The 23,189-nt window shown below is 69.8% G+C and carries 22 protein-coding genes and 3 riboswitches; of the genes, 15 read left to right on the plus strand and 7 right to left on the minus strand.

Annotated features, from left to right (window positions below; translation table 11 throughout):
- The first annotated feature begins 40 nt into the window (after positions 1-40).
- Entirely contained in the window at positions 41-1,015 is a 975-nt protein-coding gene (locus GXN78_RS15790; protein WP_106556394.1) for a tripartite tricarboxylate transporter substrate binding protein, read from the plus strand.
- A gap of 12 nt (positions 1,016-1,027) precedes the next feature.
- Here GXN78_RS15790 and GXN78_RS15795 read toward each other — a convergent pair whose 3' ends face one another.
- Positions 1,028-2,197 (minus strand): hypothetical protein, encoded by a 1,170-nt coding sequence (locus tag GXN78_RS15795; RefSeq protein WP_239142730.1) that lies wholly within the window; start codon positions 2,195-2,197, stop codon positions 1,028-1,030.
- Between the two features lie 4 nt (positions 2,198-2,201).
- A complete protein-coding gene (locus GXN78_RS15800) occupies positions 2,202-2,615 on the minus strand; it encodes a VOC family protein (RefSeq protein WP_106556392.1) in 414 nt (137 codons plus the stop codon).
- A 53-nt stretch (positions 2,616-2,668) separates the two neighbouring features.
- Between GXN78_RS15800 and GXN78_RS15805 the strand changes: the two genes are divergently transcribed.
- The 7 genes from GXN78_RS15805 (at position 2,669) to GXN78_RS15835 (ending at position 10,473) form a co-directional block, all read left to right on the plus strand.
- Positions 2,669-3,916 carry a cystathionine gamma-synthase family protein gene (locus GXN78_RS15805; protein WP_106556391.1) on the plus strand — a complete coding sequence of 416 codons (1,248 nt, stop codon included), beginning with the start codon at positions 2,669-2,671 and terminating at the stop codon, positions 3,914-3,916.
- Positions 3,917-5,032, plus strand: a complete 1,116-nt coding sequence (locus tag GXN78_RS15810) for a TraB/GumN family protein (RefSeq protein WP_106556390.1) — start codon at positions 3,917-3,919, stop codon at positions 5,030-5,032.
- A 10-nt stretch (positions 5,033-5,042) separates the two neighbouring features.
- Positions 5,043-5,396 carry a DUF2946 family protein gene (locus GXN78_RS15815; protein WP_106556389.1) on the plus strand — a complete coding sequence of 118 codons (354 nt, stop codon included), beginning with the start codon at positions 5,043-5,045 and terminating at the stop codon, positions 5,394-5,396.
- Positions 5,397-5,496: 100 nt separating this feature from the next.
- Entirely contained in the window at positions 5,497-7,824 is a 2,328-nt protein-coding gene (locus GXN78_RS15820) for a TonB-dependent receptor (protein ID WP_106556388.1), read from the plus strand.
- Positions 7,825-7,850: 26 nt separating this feature from the next.
- Positions 7,851-8,351: a copper chaperone PCu(A)C gene (locus tag GXN78_RS15825; protein ID WP_106556387.1), complete on the plus strand. Its 501-nt coding sequence runs from the start codon at positions 7,851-7,853 to the stop codon at positions 8,349-8,351.
- 68 nt (positions 8,352-8,419) lie between these two features.
- The gene (locus GXN78_RS15830; protein WP_106556386.1) at positions 8,420-9,172 is read left to right on the plus strand and encodes a PhaM family polyhydroxyalkanoate granule multifunctional regulatory protein; all 753 of its coding nucleotides are present in this window, start codon (positions 8,420-8,422) and stop codon (positions 9,170-9,172) included.
- 32 nt (positions 9,173-9,204) lie between these two features.
- Positions 9,205-10,473: an FIST N-terminal domain-containing protein gene (locus tag GXN78_RS15835; protein ID WP_106556385.1), complete on the plus strand. Its 1,269-nt coding sequence runs from the start codon at positions 9,205-9,207 to the stop codon at positions 10,471-10,473.
- On the opposite strand, the gene GXN78_RS15840 is transcribed toward GXN78_RS15835, so the two are convergent.
- On the minus strand, positions 10,470-11,642 hold the full coding sequence (locus GXN78_RS15840; protein WP_106556384.1) for a M20 aminoacylase family protein: 1,173 nt from the start codon (positions 11,640-11,642) through the stop codon (positions 10,470-10,472). The two genes, GXN78_RS15835 and GXN78_RS15840, sit on opposite strands and share 4 nt — an antisense overlap.
- Positions 11,643-11,651: 9 nt before the next feature.
- A complete protein-coding gene (locus GXN78_RS15845) occupies positions 11,652-12,635 on the minus strand; it encodes a tripartite tricarboxylate transporter substrate binding protein (protein ID WP_106556383.1) in 984 nt (327 codons plus the stop codon).
- Between the two features lie 133 nt (positions 12,636-12,768).
- On the opposite strand from GXN78_RS15845, the gene GXN78_RS15850 reads away from it, so the two are divergent.
- Positions 12,769-13,650, plus strand: a complete 882-nt coding sequence (locus GXN78_RS15850; protein ID WP_106556382.1) for a LysR family transcriptional regulator — start codon at positions 12,769-12,771, stop codon at positions 13,648-13,650.
- Positions 13,651-13,653: 3 nt separating this feature from the next.
- Here GXN78_RS15850 and GXN78_RS15855 read toward each other — a convergent pair whose 3' ends face one another.
- The 3 genes from GXN78_RS15855 to GXN78_RS15865 all read right to left on the minus strand — a co-directional run bounded on the left by GXN78_RS15855 (position 13,654) and on the right by GXN78_RS15865 (position 17,611).
- Positions 13,654-14,922, minus strand: coding sequence for a D-amino acid dehydrogenase (locus GXN78_RS15855; protein ID WP_106556381.1), 1,269 nt, complete (start codon positions 14,920-14,922; stop codon positions 13,654-13,656).
- Between the two features lie 92 nt (positions 14,923-15,014).
- Positions 15,015-15,120, minus strand: a riboswitch (glycine riboswitch).
- Positions 15,121-15,124: 4 nt separating this feature from the next.
- Positions 15,125-15,228: riboswitch (glycine riboswitch) on the minus strand.
- 40 nt (positions 15,229-15,268) lie between these two features.
- The gene (locus tag GXN78_RS15860) at positions 15,269-16,504 is read right to left on the minus strand and encodes an FAD-dependent oxidoreductase (protein ID WP_164255485.1); all 1,236 of its coding nucleotides are present in this window, start codon (positions 16,502-16,504) and stop codon (positions 15,269-15,271) included.
- A 79-nt stretch (positions 16,505-16,583) separates the two neighbouring features.
- Positions 16,584-16,709, minus strand: a riboswitch (glycine riboswitch).
- A gap of 167 nt (positions 16,710-16,876) precedes the next feature.
- Positions 16,877-17,611, minus strand: a complete 735-nt coding sequence (locus GXN78_RS15865) for a helix-turn-helix transcriptional regulator (protein WP_106556379.1) — start codon at positions 17,609-17,611, stop codon at positions 16,877-16,879.
- A gap of 121 nt (positions 17,612-17,732) precedes the next feature.
- On the opposite strand from GXN78_RS15865, the gene GXN78_RS15870 reads away from it, so the two are divergent.
- The 6 genes from GXN78_RS15870 to GXN78_RS15895 all read left to right on the plus strand — a co-directional run bounded on the left by GXN78_RS15870 (position 17,733) and on the right by GXN78_RS15895 (position 23,183).
- Complete coding sequence (locus GXN78_RS15870; RefSeq protein ID WP_106556378.1) at positions 17,733-18,575, plus strand: hypothetical protein; 843 nt, start codon at positions 17,733-17,735, stop codon at positions 18,573-18,575.
- A 23-nt stretch (positions 18,576-18,598) separates the two neighbouring features.
- Positions 18,599-20,563, plus strand: coding sequence for an MFS transporter (locus GXN78_RS15875; protein ID WP_106556377.1), 1,965 nt, complete (start codon positions 18,599-18,601; stop codon positions 20,561-20,563).
- Positions 20,563-21,213: a phosphatase PAP2 family protein gene (locus GXN78_RS15880; RefSeq protein WP_106556376.1), complete on the plus strand. Its 651-nt coding sequence runs from the start codon at positions 20,563-20,565 to the stop codon at positions 21,211-21,213. The genes GXN78_RS15875 and GXN78_RS15880 overlap by 1 nt, the downstream gene beginning before the upstream one ends.
- A 103-nt stretch (positions 21,214-21,316) precedes the next feature.
- The gene (locus GXN78_RS15885) at positions 21,317-21,802 is read left to right on the plus strand and encodes a YiaA/YiaB family inner membrane protein (protein ID WP_106556375.1); all 486 of its coding nucleotides are present in this window, start codon (positions 21,317-21,319) and stop codon (positions 21,800-21,802) included.
- Between the two features lie 41 nt (positions 21,803-21,843).
- Positions 21,844-22,302: a hypothetical protein gene (locus GXN78_RS15890; protein ID WP_146163030.1), complete on the plus strand. Its 459-nt coding sequence runs from the start codon at positions 21,844-21,846 to the stop codon at positions 22,300-22,302.
- An 83-nt stretch (positions 22,303-22,385) separates the two neighbouring features.
- Positions 22,386-23,183 (plus strand): DUF2145 domain-containing protein, encoded by a 798-nt coding sequence (locus tag GXN78_RS15895; RefSeq protein WP_106556461.1) that lies wholly within the window; start codon positions 22,386-22,388, stop codon positions 23,181-23,183.
- Positions 23,184-23,189 lie beyond the last annotated feature (6 nt).

Consider the following 23,189-nt stretch of genomic DNA (forward strand, 5'->3'; position numbering starts at 1 on the left):
TCCCTCGCCCACTGAATCACAACCCCAGGAGACTTCATCGATGGACCGCAGAACCCTGCTCACCACCCTCGCCGCCACCGCGGCCGCCGCCGCCGCACCGTGGGCGCGCGCGCAGAACTACCCCGAGCAGCTCATCAAGTGGGTGGTGCCCTATCCCGCCGGCGGCGGCACCGACGTCATCGCGCGCACCCTGGCCGAGGCCATGCGACAGACGCTGGGCCAGCAGATCGTGATCGACAACCGCCCCGGCGCCTCGACCAACATCGGCGCCGACCTGGTCGCCAAGTCCAAGCCCGACGGCTACACCATCATGTCGGCCGACAACGCGGTGCTGGCCTTCAACGAGTACCTGTTCAGCAAGCTGCCCTTCAACCCCGAGAAGGACTTCAGCTACATCGGCGCGATCGGCAAGTTCCCGCTCGCCCTGGTGGTGCACCCTGACTTCCCGGCCAAGGACTTCAAGGCCTTCCTGGCCTACGTGAAGGCCAATCCCGGCAAGGTCAACTACGCCTCGCCCGGCAACGGCTCGCCGCACCACCTGGCGATGGAGATGTTCAAGAACCGCACCGGCACCTTCATCACGCACATCCCCTACCGCGGCGCGGCGCCGGCGATGGCGGACGTGATGGGCGGCCAGGTCCCCTGCATGTTCCTCGACCTCGCCTCGGGTCTGCCGATCATGCAGGGCCAGAAGGTGCGGGTGCTGGCCATCGGCTCGGGCGCGCGTTCGAAGCTGCTGCCCGATGTGCCGACGCTGGCCGAAGTGGGCGTGCCCAACACCGAAGTGTTCGCCTTCCAGGGCATCCTGGGCCCGGCCGGCCTGCCCGCGCCGGTGGTGAGCAAGCTCAACACGGAACTCAACCGCGCCTTCGGCGTGCCCGCGGTGCAGAAGCGCTTCAGCGACTTCGGCATGGAGGCGATGCCGGGCACGCCGCAGCAGTTCGCGGCGCTCTCGCGCGCGGAGTCGAAGCGCTGGGGGCCGATCATCAAGTCGGCCGGGATCAAGCTCGATTGAGAACTCGCAGGCCTACCTTGCGTAGGCTTTTCGGGAGCCGTCCTCGAAGACTTCGTCGTCGCGCTCCAGCTTGCCGTCGGCGTCCCAGCTGCGCTCGCGCGTCACGCGGCCCTTGTCGTCGTAGCTCGACTCGGCGCGCAGCTTGCCGCTGTCGTTGAAGCGCTGGTGCAGGCCGATCGGGATCTGGCGGAAGCGGCTCACGACGGCGAAGCGTCCCAGCGCGGCGCGCTCGCCGTTGTCGTGGAACTCGGTGATCTCGACCGTGCGCGCCTCGTTGCCTTCGCCGTAGACCGCCTTGCTGCGCGGCTGGCCGTTGAGGTAGTAGCTCTCGTCGGACAGAGGCTCGCCGGCGGCGCTCCAGCGCTGGTCGCGCACGAGCAGGCCCTTCTCGGAGAACTCCTGCTCGCGCCGCTTGATCGCGCCGCGCTCGAGCAGCAGGTAGACGATCTCCCGGCGCTTGACGCCCTCGGACGACCAGCGCCGCTCGATGCGCTGGGTGCCGCTGATCTCGTCCTGCATTGAGGGCTTGCCGTTGTCGTAGAGCTCTTCGCTGCGCACCCGCTTGCCGGCCAGGTAGGCGAGCCGCGTGCGCAGGATGCCCTTGCCATCGAACAGCTCGACCTGCGAGGGGGTGTTGCCGACGAAGCCGCACAGCTTCGCATCGTCGGCCGCCGGCGCCAGCAGGGGCTTGTCGCCGCAGCGCAGGCCGGACAGCTGCCCGCGCTCGGTGAATTCGGCGTAGGCGCGCTCGCCGGGCTCGGCGTAGAAGGTGGCGCGGCGCAGCTGCCCGTTGGGATGAAAGCTGCGCGTGAGGCCGGTCTCGTGGCCGTTCTCGTACACCGCCTCGCGCAGCACCCGACCGGTGGCCGGCGAGAACTCGCGCGCCGGGCCTTCCATGTTGCCGCGGGCGTTGACGCTGTGCTCCTTCAGCAGCTTGCCTTTCTCGTAGTAGCGCACCAGGCCCATGAAGACGCCGTTCTGGAGCTGCTGCTCGCGCATCAGCTCGCCGCTGTCGCGGTCCTTGCAGCGCATCAAGCCGGTCTTGCCGGCCGTGGTGTTGCCGTTGGCCGGGTTCACGCTCTGACCGTTGAGCTCGCAGTCCTGCACCGCCTGCGCGCCCAGCGGCAGCAGGGCGAGCAGCGCGGCTGCGAGAGCGGCCGGGCGCGGGAACATGGACAACATGGATTCAGGTGGCGTAGACGCTATCGAGCGAGCGGAAGCCTTTGACCTCGATGGGATTGCCGAAAGGGTCGCAGAAGAACATCGTCCATTGCTCGCCCGGCTGGCCTTCGAAGCGCACTTGCGGCTTCAACACGAACTCGGTGCCGGCCCCTTCCAGGCGCTCGGCCAGGGCCTGCCAGTCGGGCAGTTCGAGGATCAGGCCCAGGTGGGGCATCGGCACCAGGACGTCGCCCACATGCCCGGTGCGGGCGGTGGCGAAGGGCTCGCCCAGGTGCAGTGAGATCTGGTGGCCGAAGAAGTCGAAGTCGACCCAGGTGTCGGTGCTGCGGCCTTCTGCGCAACCGAGGCGATTGCCGTAGAAGCGCCGGGCCTCGTCGAGATCGCGGACGTTGAAGGCGAGGTGAAATATGCTGCGCATGCGAAGAGCATAGCGGTGCTGCCGCCGTCCCGAAACCTGTGGATACAAACACCATGAGCGCGCCTCCCGACACCCCCGATCCGATCACCCGGCTGCTGCACGCCGACCGCCGCTTCGGCGCCGAGCAGGGCGGCGTCCACATGGCCGTGAATCCCTCGGTTCAGTATGGCTATGAGCGAGTGGAGGACCTGATCGGCGTGTTCCAGGGCCGCTTGAAGAACCGCTTCAACTACGCGCGCCAGGGCACGCCGACCACGGCGGCGCTGGAGTCCAAGATCACGGCGCTGGAGGAGGGCGTGGGCACCGTGTCCTTTGCGACCGGCATGGCGGCGGTGTCGGCGGTGTTCCTGACCCTGCTGCGCGCGGGCGATCACCTGGTGGCGAGCCGCCATCTCTTCGGCAACACCCACAGCGTGCTCGGCACCCTGCAGGGCCTGGGCGTCGAGGTGAGCCTTGTCGACGCGGCCTCGGCCGATGCGGTGGCCGCCGTGCTGCGGCCCGGGACGCGCATGGTCTTCGTGGAGACCATCGCCAACCCCGGCACGCAGGTGCCTGACCTGCCGGGCATCGGCCGGCTCTGCGCCGAGCGCGGGCTGGTCTACGTGGTGGACAACACCATCAGCTCGCCCGCGCTGTTCCGGCCCCGAACGGTGGGCGCCAGCCTGTCGCTCAACTCCTTGACCAAGACCATCGCCGGCCACGGCAATGCGCTCGGCGGCGCGGTGACAGACACCGGTCTTTTCGACTGGCAGGCCTATCCGAACATCTTCGAGGGCTATCGCCAGGGCGACGCGAAACAGTGGGGCCTGACGCAGCTGCGCAAGAAGGGCCTGCGCGACCTGGGAGGCACCCTCAGCTCGGACCACGCGCACCGCATCGCCGTGGGCGCCGAGACGCTGGCGCTACGGGTGGCGCAGACCAGTGCGACCGCGCTGGCGCTGGCCCGCTTCCTGGAATCCCACGCGGCCGTGGCGCGCGTGTACTACCCGATGCTCGAATCGCACCCGCAGCACGCGATGGCGCGCGCGCTGTTCGGCGCGGGCGCCTGGCTGCTGTCCTTCGAGCTGCGCGATCCGGCGGCCTGCATCCCGGTCATCGACCGGCTGCAGATCCCGGTCAAGGCCACGGGCATGGGCGACACGCGCACGCTGATCATTCCGGTCGCGCCCACGATCTTCTGGGAGGCCGGGCCCGAGAAGCGCGCCGAGATGGGCATTGCGGAGGGGCTGATCCGCGTCTCGGTCGGCCTGGAGCGCGAGAGCGAGCTGATCGCCGATTTCGCGGCGGCGCTGGACGGCTGAATGAAGCCCGGTGCCGTTCTGCCCGGCTGGCGCCGGGCCCTGCGCGCGCTGGCCCTCGCGGGCCTCTGCGCAGGCGCCGCGCCGGTGTTCGCGGCCGGCGAAGCGGGGGCGCCGGTTGCCTGTCCACCCGCGGCGCCCGTACCCGATCTCTCCCCGGCCGCCCTGTCGCGCGCAATGGCCTCGGGCGCCGACCGCGGGCTGCTGTGGCGCATCGAGAAGGACGGCCGGCGCTCCTGGCTCTACGGCACCATGCACCTGGGCAAGGCCGAATGGATGATCCCGGGCCGCCGCGTGCTGCGCGCGCTGATGCAGAGCGATACCCTGGCGCTCGAGCTCGACCTGGAGGACCCCGCCACGGTGGCCGTGTTCAGCGCGCCGGCCGACCCTGATGCCAGCGCGCGTCTGCTGACGCCCGAGCGCCGGCGCCGGCTGGACCGGCAGGTGGCCGCGGCCTGCCTGCCCGAGGGAGCGCTCGCCAGCCTCCGGCCGATCCTGCAGGTCACGACCCTGGCCATGCTGGCGGCGCGCGCCGGGGGGCTCTACGGCGACTTCGGCAGCGAGGCCTTTCTCTCGGCCCTGGCGCGGGCCCGCGGCAAGCCGGTGGTGGCGCTCGAAAGCGCCGCGGCGCAGTTGAAGATGCTGGCCGGCGATTCCGAGGCGGAGGAGGGCGAGCAGGTCGACCAGGCGCTCGACGAGCTCGAGTCGGGGCAGGCCGGCGCGCAGGCCAACGAACTGGCGCAGGCCTGGGCGCGCAACGACTGGCCGCGGCTCGACAGCTACACCGAATGGTGCGAGTGCCTCCGCACGCCGGCCGAAAGGCGCGCGCTGCAGCGGCTGCTGGACGATCGCAACCCGGGCCTGGCCGAGGGCATCGCGCGGCTGCACGAGCAGGGGCAGCGCGTGTTCGGGGCGGTCGGCGCGCTGCACATGGTGGGGCCGACGGGCCTGCCCGCGCTGCTGGCGGCGCGCGGTTTCCGCGTCACGCCGGTGGTTCCTGCCGCGGCCTTTCCATCCGCCGCCGCTGCCTCGCCGGTTGCCGCGGCCCCGCCGGTTGCCGCTTCTCCACCCCCTCGGGCCGAGCCCGTCGAAGCTGGCGCCACGCCATCTGGCCGATAATCGCCACCCCATGTCCTGCCTGCGCCACGCCCACCACCTCGGCCGCCTCGTGCTGCTGTGGTTCGCGCTGTCGCTGGGCGCGGCGATCGCCTCGCCGATCGTGCATCCGCAGGCGCTGGAGCTGGTGTGCTCCAGCGTCGGTGCCATCAAAGTGGTGGTCCAGGGCGAGGACGGCGCGCAGGAACTGGGCGCCACCCACATGGACTGTCCGCTGTGCCTGCTGACCGGCGCGCCGCCGCCGGCGCCAGTGGCGGCACAGCCTCATCCCCTCCCGCTGGCCCACGCGGTCCAGCCCATCCCGGCCGCGCGCATCGCCGCGGCCACCGCGGCCCCGCTGCCCGCGCGCGGGCCGCCCACGCTCTGAGCTTGCTGTCGATCTCGTAGCGAGGGTGCGCCGGTCCGGCGCTCGCTCGCGGATCTCCTTGCAATGCACCGGCGCCCAGCGGCGCCGAGGAGCGCTCCCCATGAACAAGAAAACCGTGCTGTCGCTCGCCGTGGGCGCAGCTTTCCCGTGGCTGGCCGGGCCTGCGCTCGCCCAGACCCCCTCGGCCCCTGTCGACGAGCAGGCGCCCGAGCGCATCAAATCGCTCGGCATCGTGACCGTCACCGGTGGCCAGCCGACCTCGCTGCCCACGCAGATTCCCACCACCATCGAAGGCGTGACGCGCGAGGAGATCGAGACCCGCGTCAACGCCACCGACAGCGAGGATGCGCTCAAGTACCTGCCCAGCCTGCTGGTGCGCAAGCGCTACATCGGCGACTACAACCACGCCATCCTCTCGACCCGCGCCTCGGGCGCCGGCAACAGCGCGCGCTCAGCGGTCTATGCGGACGGCATCCTGTTGTCCAACTACCTGGGCAACGGCATCGCCAATGGCACCAACTACGCGCCGCGCTGGGGCCTGGTCACGCCCGAGGAGATCGAGCGCGTGGACGTGATGTACGGGCCCTTCTCCGCCGCCTACCCCGGCAACTCGGCCGGCGCGGTGGTGGACTACGTGACGCGCATGCCGACCCAGCTGGAGGCGCATGTGAAGGCCGGCTACTTCTCGCAGCCCTTCGATCTCTATAACACGCACAAGACCTTCGACGGCTGGCAGACCAGCGCCTCGCTGGGCAGCAAGAGCGGCGACTGGTCCTGGTGGATCGACATCAACCGCACCGACAGCCGCGGCCAGCCGCTGACCTTCACCACCGCCACCATCGCCTCGGGCGCGCCGGGCCGCGGCGGCACACCGGTCTCTGGCGCGGTGCCGGGCCTGAACACCACCAACACCCCCTGGTACATCCTGGGCACCGGCACCGCGTACCACACGGTGCAGGACCATGCCAAGCTCAAGCTGGCCTACGACTTCTCGCCCACCGTGCGTGCCACCTACACGCTGGGCTGGTGGCAGAACAGCTCGGAGGGCCGGCCCGAAAGCTATCTGGTCAACGCGGCCGGCCAGCCCGTCTACAGCGGGCCGGTCAACATCGGCGGGCGCAGCTACACGCTGGCACCGACCGCCTTTCCCCTGACCAACGACCGCCAGACGCACTACATGCACGGCCTCTCGGTCAAGAGCAATACGCGGGGCGAGTGGGACTGGGAGGTGGCGGCCAGCCTGTACGACTACGCCAAGGACCAGCAGCGCGCGCCCACCGTCGCGCTGCCCCTGGCGGCGGTCGGCGGCGCCGGCACGCTGCAGGACCAGGACGGCACCGGCTGGAACACGCTCGCCGCCAAGGGCACCTGGCGGCCGCAGGGCGTGGGCGGCGCGCACATCGTCGACTTCGGCGTCGGCCGCGATGCGTACAAGCTGGCCATCGCGAAGAACAACGTCCTCGGCAGCTGGCTGGACGGGCCGGCCGTGCCCGGGTCCGCCGTCAGCAATGTCGGCGGCCGCACGCAGACGCAGAGCGCCTGGGTGCAGGACAGCTGGGGCTTCGCGCCGCAATGGAAGACCGTGCTCGGCCTGCGCTACGAGCACTGGCAGGCCAAGGACGGCTTCACCGCCACGGCAGCCAGCTCGCAGGTCTACGCCGCGCGCAGCGAATCGGACCTGTCGCCCAAGGCCGCGCTCGCATACCAGCTGACGAAGGACACGGTCCTCAAGGCCTCGGTGGGGCGCGCGGTACGCTACCCGACCGTGGGCGAGCTCTACGGCGCGACCTCGGGCGGGACGCTCTCCTTCATCAACGACCCGAACCTGAAGCCCGAGAAATCGTGGACCGGCGAGCTCTCGGCCGAGAAGGACCTGGGCAACGGCCTGGCGCGCGCCACGCTGTTCCACGAGACCACCAAGGACGCGCTCTACAACCAGCTCATCCCGAACTCGACCGTCTCGCGCGTGCAGAACGTCGACAAGGTGCGCACCACCGGCCTGGAGCTGGCCTACACCGGCCAGGACGTGTTCATCAAAGGGCTGGAGCTCGGCAGCAGCCTGACCTACGCCGATTCGAAGATCGTGGCCAACGCCGCCTTCCCGGCCAGCGTGGGCAAGTGGCAGCCGCGCGTGCCGCGCTGGCGCTCCACGGTCTACGCCACCTACAAGCCCGATGCACGCTGGGCCTTCACCGTGGCGGCGCGCTACAGCGGACGCCAGTACTCGAACCTGGACAACAGCGACGTCAACGCCAATGCCTACTTCGGCGCCAGCAAGTACTTCACCGTCGACCTGCGCGTCGTCTATCGCATCGACAAGCGCTGGTCGGCCGCCTTCGGCATCGACAACGCCAACAACGAGCAGTACTGGAACTTCCACCCCTACCCCCAGCGCACCTACAGCGCTGAACTCCGCTTCGACCTTTGATTCACACTTCGCCAAGGAGCCATGCCATGAACTACAAGCCATTTCTACCCCGGCGCCTCGCCGCCGTCCTCCTGCTCGCGGGGGCTGCCAGCGCGCTGGCCCAGGCGCCCGCGCCCGGCGCCGCGGCAGTCGATGTGCGCGATGCTTGGGTCCGCGCCTCGGTGCCCGGCCAGAGCGGCACCGGCGCCTTCATGAAGCTCAACGCACCCGCGGGCGCGCGCCTGGTCGGCGCTTCCACGCCCGTGGCCGGCGTGGCCGAGGTCCACGAGATGAAGATGGAAGGCGACACCATGCGCATGCGTGCGGTGGAGGGCGGGCTCGCGCTGCCCGCCCGGCAGACCGTCGAGCTCAAGCCCGGTGGCTATCACCTGATGCTCATGGACCTGAAGCAGCCCCTGGCCAAGGACAGCACCGTGCCGCTGACGCTGCGCTTCGAGGATGCCAAGGGGCAGAAGAGCACGCTCGACCTGAAGGTGCCGGTGTTGGCCGGTCCCGTCGCGCCCGCGAGCGGCGCGCACAAGCACTGAGAGGCCCCAGGGCCCTGCGCATGGAGTAAGCTGCCCAGACACAAAAACCCCCTCGCAGGAGACCGCCCATGAGCGACGCCAAGCCCTTCGCCTTCAGCCAGTTCGTTCCGGGATTCGACTTTCTCCAGAGTCTTGCGAGCGGCGCGTCGGGCGGCGGGAGCAGCGCCGTGCCCGGCATGCCCAGCCTGTCGAGCTGGGTGGCGCCCACGCTCAGCGTCGAGGAGGTCGACAAGCGCATCCAGGAGCTCAAGACCGTGCAGTACTGGCTGGAGCAGAACGGCCATGCGCTCAAGGCCACCATCCAGGCGCTCGAGGTGCAGAAGATGACGCTGTCGACCCTGCGCGGCATGAACCTGCGCATGGAAGACCTGGCCAACGCCTTCACGCGGTCGGCCGCGACGCCGCCGGCCCCGGCCGCCTCGGCGGAACCTGCACCCCGCGCGCAGGCCCCGGCGCCCGAGCCGGAAGCCGAAGAAGCCGCCGAGCCGGAGGAGGCGGCCGAGGTGCCGGCGCCCAAGCGCGCAGCCAAGGCCAAGGGATCCAACGGCCCCGCCGCGCCGCAGGCCGCCAATGGCGGCGTGGTGGACCCGCTTCAGTGGTGGGGCGCGCTCACGCAGCAGTTCCAGCAGATCGCCAGTTCGGCCCTGAAGGACGCCTCGCAGATGAAGATGCCCGCCGCGGCCCAGCCGCTGGCCGAGGCGGTCGGCCAGGCCATGGGCGCGCCCGCGCGCGCGCCGGCACGCAAGGCGACCACTGCCGCGAAGAAGGCGCCGGCCGCGGCCAAGAAGACGACGAGCGCCAAGCGAACGCGCGAGCGCTGATTTCCAACCACGTTGCCGGGGAGTCCGAGTCCATGAAACTGTTTCCCACGGGCCACGCCACCCATCCCCAATGGCGCATGGCAGCCGGGCTCGTGCTCGCGCAACTGCGGGCGCAGATGGCGCTTCCGGACTATGCGCACTCGCCCACGCTGGGCCTGCTCTACATCACCGACCACTACGCGACCGAGGCGCAGGAGATCCTCGACCACCTGGGTGCCGAACTGCCCGAGATCACCGACTGGTCGGGCACGGTCGGCATCGGCGTCTCGGCCAACAACGCCGAGTACATCGACGAGCCGGCGCTGTCCGTCATGCTGTGCATGCTTCCGAGCGATCAGTACCGCGTGTTCTCGGGCGTGGCCCCGCTGGCCGGCTCGGAGATGAGCGGCTTCGCGGCCCACACGGCGCTGGTGCATGCCGACCCGGGCACGCCGGACCTCACCGAGCTGGTCGCCGAGATGGCCGGGCGCACAGATACCGGCTACCTCTTCGGCGGCCTGTCCTCGGGCCGCGGCGACGCCCTGCAGTTCGCCATCGGCGGCAACGGCAACATCCGCGGCCATGGCGCCGCGGGCGGCGTGTTCTCGGGAGGCCTGTCTGGGGTGGTCTTCGGTGAGGGCGTTCGCCTGGTATCGCGCGTCACCCAGGGCTGCCAGCCGGTGTCGCGCGAGCGTGAGATCACCGAGGCCGAGGGCAACCTGCTGCTCAGGCTCGACGGCGAGCCGGCGCTGGACGTGCTGCTGGCCGAGCTGCGCGTCTCGCTGGAAGCGCCGCAGGAAGCGATCGAGGCGGTGCGCGGCACGCTGGTCGGCCTGGTCAACGCGGGCAGCGATGGCATCCGGCGCACCGGCGACCTGGGGGCCGACGTGCTGGTGCGCCACATCATCGGCCTCGACCCCACGCGCCGCGGCATCGCGATCGCCGACGTGGCCGAGGCCGGCATGCGCATGAGCTTCGTGCGCCGCAACGCGCAGGCCGCGCGCGCCGACCTGATGCGCATCTGCGCCGAGATCCGCGAGGAGCTCGAGCCCCAGGAGCAGACGCTCGCCACCGCGCGCGCGGTGGCGGCCGGCGAGGCCGAGGCTGCGCCCCATCCGGCGCGCCGCATCGCGGGCGCGGTGTACGTGAGCTGCTCGGGGCGGGGTGGCCCGCACTTCGGCGCGCCCGGCGCCGAGCTGCAGATCGTGCGCCATGCGCTGGGCGACGTGCCGCTGGTCGGCTTCTTCGCCGCGGGCGAGATCGCGCGGCACCACCTGTATGGCTATACGGGCGTCCTGACGGTGTTTGCGGCGAACGACTAGCGCATAAAGCGCTCGGCCAACAGCACCCAGTAGGCCGCGCCGATCGCCACGTTGCCGTCGTTGAAGTCATAGCCGGGGTTGTGCACCATGCAGGCGCCGTGGCTGTCGCCTTCGCCGTTGCCGATCAGGAGGTAGCTGCCGGGCACGCGCTCCAGCATGAAGGCGAAGTCCTCGCTGCCGGGCAGCGCCGGGCCCTGCAGCGTGACGCGCTCGGGGCCCAGCAGTTCCAGCGCCACCTCGCGCGCGAAGGCAGTTTCTTCGGGCGTGTTGACCAGCACGGCGTAGCCGGGACGCCAGTCGATCTGCGCCTTGACGCCGAAGCTCTCGGCCTGCGCCGCGACCAGGGCCTTGATGCGCTGCTCGAGCCTGGTGCGCACCTCGCGGTCGAGCGCTCGCACGCTGAGCTCCAGCGTCGCGCACTGCGGGATCACGTTGTTGGCCTTGCCGGCGTGGATGGCGCCCACCGTCACCACCGCCATCTGCAGCGGATCGATGTTGCGAGACACGATGGTCTGCAGCGCCATCACGATGCTCGCCGCCGCCACGATCGGGTCGGCCGTGCGATGCGGCATTGCGCCGTGGCCGCCGATGCCGGTGACCGTGACGGTCGCGTAGTCGGAGGAGGCCATCGCCGGCCCTTCGCGCAGCGCCAGCCGGCCCTGCGGCAGGCCGGGCATGTTGTGCATCGCGAAGATGGCGTCGCAGGGGTACTTGTCGAACAGGCCCTGCTCCATCATGCGCAGGGCGCCGCCGCCGCCTTCCTCGGCCGGCTGGAAGATCAGGTTCAGCGTGCCGGAAAATCGCCCGCGCTCGGCCAGGTGGTGCGCGGCGGCGAGCAGCATCGCGGTGTGGCCGTCATGGCCGCAGGCGTGCATCACGCCGGCGTGGCTGCTGGCGTAGGCGAGCCCGGTGCTCTCGTCGATGGGCAGGGCGTCCATGTCGGCGCGCAGGCCCAGGCGGCGTTCGCCGTCGCCGCGCACCAGCCGTCCGACCACGCCGGTGCCGCCGAGGCCGCGCTCGACCTGGTAGCCCCAGGCTTCGAGCCGCTCGGCCACCAGCGCCGAGGTGCGGTGCTCGTCGAAGCCGAGCTCGGGATGGCGGTGGATGTCGCGGCGGATGTCGATGAAGGCATCGGCCTGTGCGTTCAGGTCTTCGAGGAGCGTGCTCATGATTTCAGCTTACTGCGGTTGCAGATGGATGGACTTGGCGATGTCCCGGTAGCGCGCGGTTTCGGCCTCGAAGAATTTCGCCGATTCGGTCAGCGACATGGGCGGCGAGGCGACCTGCGTCTGGGCTGCGAGCTGCGTGCGCACGCCCGGGTCCTTCAGGGTCGCGCCGATGGCCTTGTGCAGTTTCTGCACGACGTCCTCCGGCGTGTTCTTCGACACCATGAAGCCGCTCCAGATCTTGTAGGCGAAGTTCTTCAGCTCCTTGCCTTCGCTCGCGGTGGGCACGTTCTTCAGCAACTCGGAGCGCTGGGCGCCCAGCTGTCCGATGACCTTGAGCCGGCCCTGGTCGGCCAGCGCGCCCATGGCGGCGCTGTAGACCAGCACGGCGAAGTCGACCTGCCCGCCGCCGAGGTCCTGCAGGAGCGGCGCATTGCCCTTGTAGGGCGCGTGCATCAGCTTGATGCCGGCATCCTGCTGCACCTTCTCCAGGATCAGGTGGTAGAGCGAGCCGACGCCCACACTGCCGTAGGACAGCGGCTGATCGGTCGACTTGCGGGCCAGCGCGATCAGCTCGTCCACGCTGTTGGCGGGCAGGTCCTTGCGGGCGACGAAGACCATCACCGCATCGGCCACCGGATGCACCAGGCGGAAGTCCTCGGTCTTGAGCTTGACGGCCGCGTTGGCCAGCGGCGAGAGGATCACCTCGTTGGGCGAGCCCTGGAAGATGTAGTAGCCGTCGGCCGGCGCCGCCAGCACCTTTTGCGCCGCCATCGCGCCGCTGACGCCGCCCAGGTTCTCGACCAGCACCTGCTGGCCCAGCTCCTTGGCCAGCGGCGTGGCGAAGATGCGCGCCGCCGCGTCGGAGGGTCCGCCGGCCGGGTAGGGGACCATCAGGCTGACGGGCTTGGCGGGGAAGCTCTGGGCGAAGGCCGCGCCTGCGGCCAGCAACAGGCCGCAGGCGAGGAGATGCGAACGCTGGAAGAACGATGTCATCGGGGGACTCCGGGTGGGGCGCCGGCGCGATTGCCGGATGCGGACGAATCCTAGGATCGACCACTGATAACGTCCAATGCATTGTTGGCTGCATTAGCATGAGTTCAATGCAGCTATCCCGCAGGCCTTCGCCATGACGCTGGTCCAACTCAGACATCTGATCTCGCTGGCCCGCACGGGCTCCTTCAGCAAGTCCGCGCAGGCCTTGCATCTGACCCAGCCGGCCCTGAGCCGCAGCATCCGTGCGCTGGAGGACGAACTGGGCATGCCGCTGTTCGACCGCGTGGGCCGCAGCAACGAGCTCACCGCCTTCGGCCGCGAGGTGCTGGACCGCTCGCGCCACCTGGTCTCCGAGGCCGACGAGCTGCGCGACAGCGGCCGGCGGCTGCGCGAAGGGGAGGGCGGCGCGGTGCGCATCGGCATGGGCTCCGGGCCGGGGGCGATGCTGATGACGCCCTTCCTGATGCACATGGCGAAGCACCACCCGAGGATGCGCGTGGCGGTGGCGCGCGGCGGCACAGACTTACTCGTGCAGTCGCTGCGCGAGCGCACCCTCGATGCGCTGGTGGTCGATGCGCGCTCGCTGAAGCCGGCGCCCGACCTCGAGCTCGGTCTGGTGCGCGAGATGCGCGGCACCTTCCTGTGCCGTCGCGGCCATCCGCTCGCGCGGCTGCGTGCCGTGGCCTTCGAGGCGGTGCAGCGCTACCCGATCGCTTCGACCCCGCTGAGCGACGAGGTGGCGCGCACCCTGGTCGAGGCCTACGGGCCGCAGGCGCATCCCGCGCACTGCGTGACGCTGCAATGCGAGGAGGTCCCCAGCCTGGTGGAAGTGGTGCGCCAGAGCGACGCCGTGCTGCTGGCCATTCGAGCAGCGGCACCCGACCTGGTCGAGCTGAAGATGAATCCGCCGCTGAATGGCGTGGCGCGCTTCGGCCTCGTGACCCTGCGCCGGCGCACCGAGGCGCCGGCGCTGGTCATCCTGCGCACGCTGATGCAGGCGCTGATGCGCGACTGAGGCTCAGGCGCCGGCAAAGGCGAAGTCGACCTCCGGCTTCAGCCCGCTCACGATACGCGCGATCGAATGGCCCGAGCCGCAGGCATGGGTCCAGCCCAGCGTGCCGTGGCCGGTGTTGAGGAACAGGTTGGGCAGGCGGGTGCGGCCGATCAGCGGCACGTTGCTCGGCGTGGCGGGGCGCAGCCCGGTCCAGAACTGCGCCCGCGTCGTGTCGCCGGCACCGGGAAAGAGCTCTTCCACGCGCCGCACGATGGCTTCGCAGCGCACGCGATTGAGGTCGCGGTCGTAGCCGTTGAGCTCGGCCGTGCCCGCGATGCGCAGCCGGTCGCCGCTGTCCGAGGTGTAGCGCGAGAAGACCAGCTTGTATTCGTCGTCAGTCAGCGAGACCTGGTGGGCCTTCGAGGCGTCCTTCACCGGCAGCGTGACCGAGTAGCCTTTGGCCGGGTAGATCGGCAGGCGGATCCCCAGCGGCGCGGCGTAGAGCGGCGACAGCGAGCCCATCGCCAGCACGACGGCATCGCCGCGGATGCGCTGGAAGCGGCCCTCGCTGTCGGTGGCCTCCACGTGGTCGATGCGTCCGCCCGCCTCGCGCAGCGCGGTGACGGTGTGGCTCATGAGGAACTGCACGCCGTCGGCCACGGCCAGCGCGACCAGCTCGCGCGCGAAGCGGTTCGCATCGCCCGACTCGTCTTCGGCCGTGTAGGTGGCGCCGGCCAGCTGGGGCCGGATGTGGGCCAGCGCCGGCTCGATGCGCACCGCCTCGTCGGCCGAGACCACGCGGCGCTCGCAGCCGAGGGCCCGCATCTGCTCGGCCGGCTTGAGTGCCCCGTCGAACTCCTTCTGCGTCGTGTAGAAGTGCAGGATGCCCTGGGTGCGCTGCTCGTACTGCAGTCCCTTGTCGCGGCGCAGCTGCTGCAGCAGCTCGCGGCTGTAGGTGCCCAGGCGCACGATCTGCTCGATGTTGCGGCGAGTGCGCGCCGGCGTGCATTCGCGCAGGAAGGCCAGGCCCCAGAGCCACTGGCGCAGGTCGGCGCGCAGGCGGAAGAGCAGGGGCGCATCCTCCTTGCCCAGCCACTGCAGCAGCTTCAGCGGTGCGCCGGGATTGGCCCAGGGCTCGGCATGGCTCACCGAGATCTGGCCGCCGTTGGCAAAGCTGGTTTCGGCGGCCGGCGTGGCCTGCCGGTCGATCACGGTCACTTCGTGGCCGAGTTGGCGGAGGTAATAGGCCGAGGTGACGCCGAGCAGGCCGGCGCCGAGAACGATCACGCGCATTGCAGGAACCTTTCAGGTTGCAACGTTCGGACGCGACGAAAGCAATGGAAGCTCGTGAAGACGAAAAAGCAACCGGCGCACGCGTCCGAGTTGCCGCTCCCCCTGTCCTCGGTACCTGAGAGATTCATCCGCTGCGCCCGCAGCGGACTTGCTCCTTCGGTGCGTCGCGTGCCGCGACGGCTCTCCAGACGGCTCTGACAGTTGGTGCAGTACAGGCTCGTTGTTGCGAGCCGACCTGAGCGTTTATGGGAGTTTGCGCCTTCGGTGGGGCCGCCTCGCAGCGGCCCGCTCTCCTGCAGTGGGGCGGATTGTAGGCGGCCCGGGCCGTGCCACCAAGCGCGGCGGGCTACAGGCCGCGGAAGGCGAACTCGAGCTCCGGCCGCAGGCCGCTCACGATGCGGGCGATGGACTTGCCCGCGCCGCAGGCGTTGATCCAGCCGCGCGCGCCCGGGGCGGTGTTGAGGAAGAGGTTGCGCACGCGGGTCTTGCCGATCATCGGCAGGCCGTTCCTGCTGACGGCGTGCATGGCGGTCTCGAAGCGGGCCCGGCTGGTGTCGACGGCACCCGGCAGCAGCGTCTCGACGCGCTGCAGCATCGCTTCGAAGCGGTCCGAATCGGGCTCGCCCTCGGTGCCGAACCCGGCATGCACGGTGGCGGACACCCGCAAGCAGTCGCCGGCCGGCGTCTCCACGCGATGGATGCGCAGCTTGTCCTGCCGGTCGCACAGCGCGACGCGCGGGGCGCGGCCCAGGTCCTGGATCGGCAGGGTGAGGATGTATTCGCGCAGGAAGCGCAGCGGCATGGCGATCCCCAGCTTCTCGGCATGCACCACGCTGGAGACGCCCAGCGCCAGCACATAGCCCTGGGCCTGCAGCCGGACGGGGCGGCCGGCGGGGTCCAGCGCGTCCACATGCTCGATGCGGCCGTTGCGTTCCTCCAGCGAGAGCACCTGGTGCCGGGTCAGGAAGCGCACGCCCGCCGCGCGGCACAAGAACACCAGGCTGGCGGCGAACTGGGCCGGATCGCGCGCCGGGTCGTCCAGCGCATAGCCCGCGCCGGCGAGCGTTTCGCGTGCCGCCTGCAGCGCCGGCTCCAGTTGGAGCGTCTCCTGGGCCGAGAGCAGCTGCTCCTCGCAGCCCAGCGCACGCCAGTGGAGCTGCTGGGCCATGCGGGCCTCGAAGGCGCCGGCGTCGGTGTACAGGCTCAGCAGGCCCGCAGTGCGCGCGCCCGCGGGCACGCCGACGTCGTCGCGCAGGGCCCGCGCGCTGGCGCGGCTATAGGCGCCGAGGCGCACCAGATGCTCGAGCGGATTGAAGCGGCCCACGGTGCAGTCGAGCCACTTGCCCATGCGTCGGCGCAGTTGGCGTCGAAGCTCCTTCCAGCCGGCCTGCGCGGACCGCCGGGCGGCGGACTGCTGAAGAAGCCGGGCAGCGTCGATCGTGAGCCCGCTGCTGGCCAGCCCGCGGGCTTTTGCGGCCGGCATCGCATGCCGGTCGATCACGGTCACTTCGTGGCCCAGCTGTTGGAGGTAATAAGCCGACGTGACGCCGAGCAGGCCGGCGCCGAGTACGAGCACGCGCATGTCCGAATCCTTATGGGATGGCATGAACGGCGGATCGCGGGGCCTTGCTTGGGGGCGCCCACATCCGGGTTCCAGTCTTGCCGCTCCCTCTGTCCTTGATGCCTGAGAGATTCATCCGCTGCGATGTCGCTGCGGACTTGCTCCTTCGGCGCATCACGCGTGTCCGCCGTTCAGCGGACTGTGATGACTCTCCAGTCGGCGATTGATGAAAGATGCAGTGAGCGAACCGCGACGGTTCACCGCGGGGGCGTTCATGGGAGTTTGCGCCGGCGGTGGGGTGGAAGTCTCCACCCGCTTTCCTGCAGGAGATTCTAGTTAGAAACCGGTTTCCTGGAAACTGTCCGTCAGGGGCGCCGGCCCGTCTCGTTCAGCTCAGGACCGGCGAAGCCGGGTGAATAGCTCAAACTCCCAGTTGCGCATGCCCAACAGCAGCGTATAGCCCTCGCGCTCCTTGGGCGAGAGCTTCTGGTCGGTCTGGTGCTGCTGGGCGAAATCCTGCGCCACGCGCTGCAGGCGGTCGAGGAAGGCCGGGGCCAGCCCCCTGCTGATCGAGCCATGCACCAGCAGCAGGCCCTCGGCTGGGCCGTCGAAGCCGCCGCGGTAGTAGTCCAGCACCACGTTTTCGCGGAAGAAGTCCATCACCGGCCCGTGCGGGCGCCAGCGAAAGGTCTTGGCGAGCTTGAGCCGGTAGCGATTGAGCGGTCGCAGCTCGATGATGCCGATGCGGTCCAGCTGCGCCAGGTAGCCGATGCATTCGGCCTCGCTGATCCGGTAGGCGGTCACGATCTGTTCCAGCGTCCACTGGCTCAGCACGCAGATGGCCAGCAGGAGCAGCTTCTTGTCTCTGACCACCGCCTTTTCCTGCTCGAGCGTCAGCTCCTTGAGCAGCGGCTGGGCATCGGCCACGCGCCGCGCCAGCTCGGCGAAGTCGATTTTCAGCGCACGGCAGATCGCATCGACCCGCGTGAGCGGCATGTCGCCTTTGGCGAGCATGCGCTTGACGCTGGATTCGGCCATGTCCAGCGACTTGGCGAGGTCTGCATAGGTCATGTGGGCGGTCTTCAGCTCGTTCTTGAGAGCCTGGACGAGGTCGATGGTGGTGCTCATGGATCGGGTATTGGTTTTTGATACCGGCGGGCGTGAAAAAGTACTCCGTATCGATTCTCGATGCTCATTCGCAGCTTGACAACCTACATTCCGCCGCACCGACCTCTCACCGGGAACCGCCATGCCCCTCACGCTCCTCTCCCGCCGCGAACGTGTTCTGTTCTTCTTCTTCGCCTTGCTCCTGCTGCTGGCCGTCGCCGGGCCCTCGCTGCCGTCGCCGGGGTCGGGCGGCGCTCCCTTTGCCGACGAGCGCGACTGGTTCGGCCTTCCTCACGCGATGGACGTGCTGAGCAACCTGCCTTTCGCCGCGCTGGGCGTCTGGGGCCTGCGCTGGCTCCACTGGCACGACCAGGCACACGAGCACGTGCAGGACGCGGTGCCGCTGCACCACGCGGTGGCCCAGCCGCCGGTCAACCTGCTCGACTGCGCCTGGATGTTCTTCGCCGGCCTGGTGATCACGGCCGCCGGCTCGGCCTTCTACCACCTGCAACCCGACGCCCTGCGCCTGGCGGCTGACCGCGCCGGGATGACGGTGGCCTTCGCCGGGCTGATCGGGTGCGCCGTCTGCGAACGGGTGAGCGCGCGCGCCGGTTGGCCGGCGGCCTGGTTCGTGCTCGGCGCGGGCTTGCTGGCGGTGGCCGTCTGCCAGGAAACGGGCAATGTGATGCCCTGGGCGCTGGTCCAGTTCGGCGGCATGCTGCTGGTGCTCGTGCTGGCGCTCGCCCGGCCCGCGCAGGGCGCCATCGGCCTGCGGCTGGGCTGGGTGATCTTCTTCTATGCGCTGGCCAAACTGTTCGAGCTGTCGGACCGCGCCATCTACGAGGCGACGCACCACCTGCTGGCCGGTCACAGCCTCAAGCACCTGGCGGCGGCATTGGCGGCGCTGCCCGTGCTGCACGCGCTGCAGGCCATGGGCCGCCAGACGCTGCGGCACAATCCGGGCGCGGCCGCGGTGACGGCCTGAAGGAGCCCGCCAGGGCGTTTCGAATGACGACATCCGCCGACGCCTCCGTTGCAGCCAGCGCGCCCGCGCCGAACGCGCACGCCAACCAGTTCGCCCTGCTCGGGCAGCGGCGCTTCGCGCCCTTCTTCTGGACCCAGTTCGCGGGGGCGGCGAACGACAACCTGTTCAAGTTCGCCTTCACGGTGATGGTGACCTACCAGCTGCAGCTGGGCTGGATGCCGCCGGCCATGGCGGGGCTGGCGATCGGCGCGCTGTTCATCCTGCCCTTCCTGCTGTTCTCGGCGACGGCCGGGCAGCTCACCGACAAGTACGACAAGACGAAGATGATCCGCTTCGTCAAGAACCTCGAGATCGCGATCATGGTGCTGGCGGCCTGGGGCTTCATGCGCGCCGACGCGGTGCTGCTGCTGGCGTGCGTGTTCCTGATGGGGCTGCACTCGACGCTCTTCGGCCCGGTCAAGTTCGCTTACCTGCCGCAGGTGCTCGATGCGCGCGAGCTCACCGGCGGCAACGGCATGGTCGAGATGGGCACCTTTATTGCCATCTTGCTGGGGCAGGTGGCCGGCGGCCTGCTGGTCGCGCTCCCGGGCATCGGCCATACGACGGTGGCAGTGGCCTGCCTGTTGCTGGCGCTGGTGGGGCGGGGCGTGGCGCAGGCGATCCCGCCGACGCCGGCGACCGATCCGGGCCTGGTGGTCAACTGGAACCCGGTCAGCGAGACCTGGCGCAACCTGCGGCTCGCGCACGGCAACCTGGTGGTGTTCCGCTCGCTGCTGGGCATCTCGTGGATGTGGTTCTTCGGCGCCGTCTTCCTGAGCCAGTTCCCGAGCTTCGCCAAGGAGGTGCTGCACGGCAACGAGCAGGTCGCTTCGCTGCTGCTGGTGGTGTTCTCGATCGGCATCGGCACCGGCTCGCTGCTGTGCGAGACGCTGAGCCGGCGCCAGGTGGAGATCGGCCTGGTGCCGCTGGGTGCGATCGGCATGAGCGTGTTCGCCATCGACCTCTACTTCGCCTCCCGTGGCTTGCCGCCAGCGGCCGAGATGGGCCTCTACAGCTTTGTCGCCCAGCCGGCCCACTGGCGCGTGATGGCCGACCTGGGCCTGCTGTCGCTCTTCGCCGGGCTCTACAGCGTGCCGATGTACGCCCTGATTCAGCTGCGCAGCCAGCCCACGCACCGCGCACGCATCATTGCGGCCAACAACATCCTCAACGCCCTCTTCATGATCGCCAGCGCGGTGATCGCTGGCGCGCTGCTCAAGGCCGGCTTCACGATTCCTCAGATCTTCCTCTTCACCGGCATTGCCAATGCGGTGGTTGCCTTCTACATCTTCATGCTGGTGCCGGAGTACCTGCTGCGCTTCTTCGCCTGGATGCTCTCGCACGTGGTCTACCGCTTCGACGTGAAGGGCGAGGAGCACATCCCGGCCGAAGGCGCCGCCGTGCTGGTCTGCAACCATGTGAGCTTCATCGACGCGGTGCTGCTGATGGCCGCGAGCCCGAGGCCGATCCGCTTCATCATGGACCACCGCATCTTCCGCGTGCCGGTGCTCGGCTGGCTATTCCGCCTGGCCAAGGCCATTCCGATCGCGTCGCAGAAGGAAGACCCGGCCGCCTATGAGGCCGCCTTCGCCCGCGCGGTGCAGGTGCTGCGCGAGGGCGACCTGCTCGCCATCTTCCCCGAGGGCGCGATCACGCACGACGGCTCGCTGCAGCCGTTCAGGGGCGGCGTGATGAGGATCCTCGAAGACGCCCGCGCCGAGGGCATCGACGTGCCGGTGATCCCGATGGCGCTGACCAACCTCTGGGGCTCCTACTTCAGCCGCATCGAGGTGCGCGATGGTGAGCGCGTGGCAATGGTGCGCCCCTTCCGGCGCGGCTTCTTCAGTCGGGTCGGGCTTCATGTCGGCAGCGCGATGGCGCGCGCCGAGGTGCAACCCGAAGCTTTGCAGCGGCGCGTGGGCGGGCTGCTCGGCGGCCAGCCGAGCTGATGCTGTTTCTGCCCGACGGCTTCTGGCATTCGATCACCTGGTTCGGTGACAGCGGCTTCCTGCTGCCGGTCGCGGCCTGGATCGCCGTTTGGCTGGGCGTGCGGACGGTCACGCGGCCGATCGCATGGCGCTGGCTCGTGCTGTTCGGCTCCGCCGGCGCCCTGGTGGCGGCTTCCAAGATCGCCTTCATGGGCTGGGGCATCGGCAGCGCGATGCTCAACTTCACCGGCATCAGCGGCCACACCATGCTCTCGGCCAGCGTCTGGCCGGTCGCCTTCTGGCTGGTCGCCGCGCACTGGGAGCCGCGCGTGCGCGCCTCCGCCGCCACGCTCGGCTGGGTCTTCGCCGGGCTCATCGGGCTGTCGAGGCTGGCGATCTACGCGCACTCCAAGTCGGAGGTGGCGGCCGGGTTCGCACTGGGCGCGGCGGTCAGTGCGCTCTTCCTGTGGCGGCAGTACCACCGGCCGCCGCGGCTTCACTGGGTCTTGCTGCTGATCAGCATCGTCTCGCCGCTGCTGTTCCTGCGTCCCGGAACGCCGGCGCCCACGCAAGATGCGCTCGGGCTGCTCGCCGTGCGGCTGGCCGGCACCGAGCGGCCCTTCACGCGCGAAGACCTGTTGCGGCGCCGGCAGCGCATCGGTATCGATTGAAGATACCCGTGGCGGCTAGATCCGCCACCGGTGCAGGAATTTGAACCCCGCAGCGAAGGCGCGAACCATCATCCGCGCACCTTCACTACGCCGCGAGGCATTCATGCAACCCTCTGCACCCATCGTCTCCATCCAGCGCGACACCCGTGCCTGGCAGGTCCAAGTCTGGATCTCCTTCGGGATGGCCGTGTTCCTTTGCGCGACCGGCCTCGGCTGGCTGCCGGGGCAGGCGCTGGATCGGGCCTTCATGGTGATGGGCTACGTGTTCTGCCTGTCGGCCGCCTTCGTGCTGGCGAAGTTCGTGCGCGACAACCAGCACGGTGCGATCCCCGGTGCCGGCGACACGCCGATGTGGAAGCTAGTGGTCTGGGGCGGCTTCTTCACCGCCATGGGCCTGACCGGCTGGGGCCTCCTGCGCATGGAGATCGGCGAGACCTACAAGGCCTTCCTGGGAGTGAGCTGGCTCTTCCTGATCAGCAGCGCCTTCACGCTGGCCAAGACCCTGCGTGACCGCCACGAGGCCGACATCGCCGAAGCGCGCCTGCAGGGCCGCCGCGAAGCCCGCGCCGAAGCAGACCGCGGCGAATGACAGCGCAACGCCTTCAAACCCCTCTTTCCGGAGAACACATCATGAAGAAGTCCTTCGTCACGGCGTTGATCGCGGCCTGTGCCGCGCTGGCGGGCGTCGCCGCTCCGCTTCAGGTTCATGCGCAGAGCGAGGCCTCGGCTGCGCTGTCGATGCTGCCGGTGGCCTCCGTCGTCGGGACGGCCTCGCTGGCTGGCAGCGCGGCGAGCGCGGTGGTGGCCTTGCCGGCGGCACTGTCGGTGGCCGGGTCGACGCTCACGGTGGTGGCGGTCGAGGCCTCGGCAGACGGCACCGTCTATCTGCTGGAGCGTGCGTCCGACGGCGCCCGCGCGAGCGTCAAGGTGCTGGGCCGTGCCGTCCATGGCAGCGCGGTCGTGGCCGGCACCGTGGTGACCGTCAGCGTGATCGGCACCGGCGTCGTGCTGTCGGCGGCCGGCGAGGTGCTGGCCTTCTTGCCCAACGCGATCGGCCGCGCGCTGCTCTACAACGAGAGGCTGTCGTGAAGCGCATCCCCACCAACTTCGGCAGCTACGAGATCGAGTACCGAAGCCGCGTCCCGCGCGCACGTCGCGGGCTGCGGGCGGTGATGCACCTGATCGCGGCCGCGCTGGCGGTGGTGCTGGCCGGACTCTTCCTGTTCCCGCTCAACGCGCACGCCGGCCGATCCTGCGAGGAGCACCGGCCGAACGCGGCCTCGATCATCAAGGGCATGGAGCTCGCTCAGCGCACGGCGCAGCAGCTCGACGCCAGCGGCGCGCAGGTGGTGCTGCTGGCGCGGGCCGGGCAGGACCTGGGCAAGTACGGGCTGCGCTACTCGCACATGGGCCTGGCCTACAAGACCGAGGGGGGCGCCTGGCGCGTGGTGCACAAGCTGAACCAGTGCAACGCGGCGACGGCGGCGGTCTACCGCCAGGGGCTGGGCGAGTTCTTCCTCGACGACCTGTGGCGCAACGAGGCCGCCTGGGTGGTGCCTACACCCGCCGTGCAGGCGCAGCTGCGGGCAGCGCTCGAAGAATCGCCCGCGCGCATCACGCGGCTGCACGTCCCCTCCTACAGCATCGTGAGCTATGCCTGGGGCGACCGGTACCAGCAGTCGAATCAGTGGGCGATCGAGACGCTGGCCGCGGCGATGGAGCCCGCGACGATCCGCACGCGCGGGCAGGCGCAGGCCTGGCTGAAGTTCAAGGGCTACGAGCCCACCACGCTCAAGCTCGGGCCGTTGACGCGCCTGGGCGGCCGCGTCAGCACGGCCAATGTGGCCTTCGACGACCATCCCAACGAGAAACGTTTTTCCGACCGCATCGAGACCGTCACGGTCGACTCGGTCTTCACCTGGATGCCCCGCGTGGGACTCAGCGCGGCGCCGGTGGCACTGCGCCTATGAGGTCGC

The sequence above is a fragment of the Variovorax sp. WS11 genome (genome assembly GCF_010499245.1).
GTDB lineage: Bacteria > Pseudomonadota > Gammaproteobacteria > Burkholderiales > Burkholderiaceae_C > Variovorax.

Bases quoted from the DNA above. Each gene is read 5' to 3' on its own strand.
- GXN78_RS15790 (WP_106556394.1), top strand. From the start codon at position 41: ATGGACCGCAGAACCCTGCTCACCACCCTCGCCGCCACCGCGGCCGCC.
- GXN78_RS15795 (WP_239142730.1), bottom strand. From the start codon at position 2,197: ATGTTGTCCATGTTCCCGCGCCCGGCCGCTCTCGCAGCCGCGCTGCTC.
- GXN78_RS15800 (WP_106556392.1), bottom strand. From the start codon at position 2,615: ATGCGCAGCATATTTCACCTCGCCTTCAACGTCCGCGATCTCGACGAG.
- GXN78_RS15805 (WP_106556391.1), top strand. From the start codon at position 2,669: ATGAGCGCGCCTCCCGACACCCCCGATCCGATCACCCGGCTGCTGCAC.
- GXN78_RS15810 (WP_106556390.1), top strand. From the start codon at position 3,917: ATGAAGCCCGGTGCCGTTCTGCCCGGCTGGCGCCGGGCCCTGCGCGCG.
- GXN78_RS15815 (WP_106556389.1), top strand. From the start codon at position 5,043: ATGTCCTGCCTGCGCCACGCCCACCACCTCGGCCGCCTCGTGCTGCTG.
- GXN78_RS15820 (WP_106556388.1), top strand. From the start codon at position 5,497: ATGAACAAGAAAACCGTGCTGTCGCTCGCCGTGGGCGCAGCTTTCCCG.
- GXN78_RS15825 (WP_106556387.1), top strand. From the start codon at position 7,851: ATGAACTACAAGCCATTTCTACCCCGGCGCCTCGCCGCCGTCCTCCTG.
- GXN78_RS15830 (WP_106556386.1), top strand. From the start codon at position 8,420: ATGAGCGACGCCAAGCCCTTCGCCTTCAGCCAGTTCGTTCCGGGATTC.
- GXN78_RS15835 (WP_106556385.1), top strand. From the start codon at position 9,205: ATGAAACTGTTTCCCACGGGCCACGCCACCCATCCCCAATGGCGCATG.
- GXN78_RS15840 (WP_106556384.1), bottom strand. From the start codon at position 11,642: ATGAGCACGCTCCTCGAAGACCTGAACGCACAGGCCGATGCCTTCATC.
- GXN78_RS15845 (WP_106556383.1), bottom strand. From the start codon at position 12,635: ATGACATCGTTCTTCCAGCGTTCGCATCTCCTCGCCTGCGGCCTGTTG.
- GXN78_RS15850 (WP_106556382.1), top strand. From the start codon at position 12,769: ATGACGCTGGTCCAACTCAGACATCTGATCTCGCTGGCCCGCACGGGC.
- GXN78_RS15855 (WP_106556381.1), bottom strand. From the start codon at position 14,922: ATGCGCGTGATCGTTCTCGGCGCCGGCCTGCTCGGCGTCACCTCGGCC.
- GXN78_RS15860 (WP_164255485.1), bottom strand. From the start codon at position 16,504: ATGCGCGTGCTCGTACTCGGCGCCGGCCTGCTCGGCGTCACGTCGGCT.
- GXN78_RS15865 (WP_106556379.1), bottom strand. From the start codon at position 17,611: ATGAGCACCACCATCGACCTCGTCCAGGCTCTCAAGAACGAGCTGAAG.
- GXN78_RS15870 (WP_106556378.1), top strand. From the start codon at position 17,733: ATGCCCCTCACGCTCCTCTCCCGCCGCGAACGTGTTCTGTTCTTCTTC.
- GXN78_RS15875 (WP_106556377.1), top strand. From the start codon at position 18,599: ATGACGACATCCGCCGACGCCTCCGTTGCAGCCAGCGCGCCCGCGCCG.
- GXN78_RS15880 (WP_106556376.1), top strand. From the start codon at position 20,563: ATGCTGTTTCTGCCCGACGGCTTCTGGCATTCGATCACCTGGTTCGGT.
- GXN78_RS15885 (WP_106556375.1), top strand. From the start codon at position 21,317: ATGCAACCCTCTGCACCCATCGTCTCCATCCAGCGCGACACCCGTGCC.
- GXN78_RS15890 (WP_146163030.1), top strand. From the start codon at position 21,844: ATGAAGAAGTCCTTCGTCACGGCGTTGATCGCGGCCTGTGCCGCGCTG.
- GXN78_RS15895 (WP_106556461.1), top strand. From the start codon at position 22,386: ATGCACCTGATCGCGGCCGCGCTGGCGGTGGTGCTGGCCGGACTCTTC.